This window comes from Protofrankia sp. Cas4 (assembly GCF_963555915.1).
Taxonomy (GTDB): domain Bacteria; phylum Actinomycetota; class Actinomycetes; order Frankiales; family Frankiaceae; genus Protofrankia.
The window spans coordinates 1-2,475 of record NZ_CAUVXL010000002.1 but is presented as its reverse complement, the minus strand read 5'-3'; the positions used below and the strand labels follow the sequence as shown (position 1 = coordinate 2,475).

Below are 2,475 nucleotides of genomic sequence, written 5' to 3'. Positions count from 1 at the left end.
TACCCGTGTGACCTCTGGGCAATGGGCCGAGAGGTATGGGAGCGGTTGGGGTGGTGAGATCCCACAGGCGAACGGGGTTATTGTAGTCGTAACTTCCGCTGACAAGAGTATGGCCATCGGGAGAAAACGCCACCGACGTCACGGTGTCGCTGCCGGTGAGGGGTTCACCGAGAGGGTGGGCTTGACCCGGGCTACTGACATCCCACAAACGGACGCTGTTGTCATTACTGCCACTGGCAAGAGTTCGACCATCAGGCGAAAATGCCACCGACGTCACGATGCCCGTATGGCCGGTGAGAGGTACACCGATGAGGTGCGGTTGACCCGGGCTACTGACATCCCACAGACGGACACCCCTGTCATTACTGCCGGTAGCTATAATATGACTATCAGGTGAGAACGCCACCGAGGTCACCGAGGTGTTCTGCGCGACCGTGATCCCGCGATAGGGGAAGCTCGCGAGGAGCTGCACGAGACTTTCCCGGGTTTCCGGACCCTTTTCGTCGATATTGTAGGCGGCGATGCCGAATCGGAAGGCACCGCGTGGATCTTTCTCTCTGCTGGCGGTGGATTGGACAAGCATACTGAAGGCGATCGCGGAGCGCCGCGCCCGCTCAGCGCCATGCTGGGCGTCGCGGGCGCTGCGCTCCTGCCAGAATGCGACGCCGGCGGCGACCATGGCAACGAAGAGGAAGCCCGAGAGAATTCCGATTCTCTGCTTTCGGTATTGCTGCTCCTGACGCCGGATACGCAGTGCCGCCGCTTCCTTTTCTCGGTGCGTCTCCTCCTCTTCTTCGCGTCTTTTCTGAAAGTAGCGGTAATGAGCGTCGAGAAAGGCCTGTCCGGTGGGGTTGACAGCGACTACCGCCTCGTCCGACGTAGACGGTTCGTCAACGGTGGGTAACCCGAGAATCGTCAGGTTGGCGTTGACCCGATTGGCGTCCCACAGGAAGCTGGAATTCTGATCGGCATTCTCCCACTCGGCAGCAGCCTGCTCCACCGCTCGTGCGGCTCCCAGCGCCACCTCTTTTTCCGTGATAGCTTTATCCAGCGGGGGCCATTCGGTCAGCAGTTTCTCATGTGTTACCCTGAACCAATTTCCGGCGGCGCCATGATCGGCGACGAGCAGCCGCCTGTCAACGAAAACCTCAAAAGCCCGACGCAGGCTTTCAGAGAGGTCGCTCTGCCGGACCTGCCGTCGTGCTCGTCGCCCTGCCTCGTCAATGGTAACCAGCCTGACCAGGCCGGCCAACACCTCAGGTTCAGTCAATGCGCTGGCTTTCATCGCGGCAGCGAGTGCGGCGTCGGCATGCTTTGTCAGAGCACCGGTTACGCCGCCGATGCGGTCGTACTTCTCAACAGTCATGGTGTCGCCACGGGAGAGGCCGTCGGCGAGTTGGTGAAGGGCGAACGCGAGCAGGGGAAGCGCGTCCCCGCTTTCGGCGTCGGCGGACAGGCGGACCAGCAGTTCCTCTTCCACCTGTATTCTGGCATTTTTCGCAGGCTCTTTGATGACAAGTGGCAGCATACCGGGCGCCAGCGGTCGCAGCAGAAAGGGCTGTATGTCGGTATCAACCAGCTCCGGTAGCGTGCGCAGATCGTCGAGGAATTCCGATCGCAGTGTCGCCACCAATCGCACCGGCCCGGCCAGCGCCTTGTCCAGCAGTGCAGCAACCTGTGCCCGCTCGGGGGCCGGGGCACGGGTGAACAGCTCCTCAGCCTGGTCGAGGCCGATCAGTAACCACTGCACGGCAGTGTAGTCCCGAGCGCCGAGCAGTTCTTCCGCGCAACTCCTGAGCCCAAGCAGGTTGGGATTGTCGAGCTTGGCGCGTACGTCGGCTTTTGACCAGCCCAGCCTGAGCTTGTTCGCCGTCACAGTGAGGGCCTGCGCCAACCCGGAGACCGGATCGTCTCCGGGAACCCACCGGTCTGCTACCAGCCAGGCCGGATCCTTCTTGAATAACGGGAGCAGCCCCGCCCGCATCAGCGATGACTTGCCGCATCCGGATGGCCCGACCACAGCCAGCAGGCTGCGGTCCGGACTGGTTGCCCGCAGCAGACTCGCGAGTTCCCGGGTCTCTCCGGACCGGCCGAAGAACATCTGGGCCAGGTCAGAACCGAACGCACGCAGGCCGGGGAACGGATTGTCTCCATCCCGCCAGGTGGTCCGCCCGCCAGCAACAATATCACCCAGATTGTCTGCGAGCTGTTTACGGGCAGCCTGCCGGTCCTCGTAGTACCTGATATAGTGAAGATCTTCCATCAAAGGATGTTTACCGCCTGCTTCGACTGCCAGCGGCAGCAGACGGCAACCGCGCGAATCAGCAATGCCGACTTCGGCGGCACACCAATTCGACGCTACGAAGCTTTCGGTCACGATGCAGACAACCGCGTCGGCATCCCGTAGCTCCTGGTACAGGCGCTGCTTCCAGTTCTCGCCGACCGGCATACCCCCGGCCAGATCCCGAGCCAGAA

The 2,475-nt window shown here is 61.9% G+C and carries 1 protein-coding gene; it reads right to left on the bottom strand.

Annotation, left to right across the window (positions count from 1 at the left end):
• Window positions 1–2,449 (bottom strand): TIR domain-containing protein (locus tag U9979_RS00070; protein ID WP_322777732.1); only part of this gene is annotated, 2,449 nt, incomplete at its 3' end.
• Window positions 2,450–2,475: the final 26 nt, after the last annotated feature.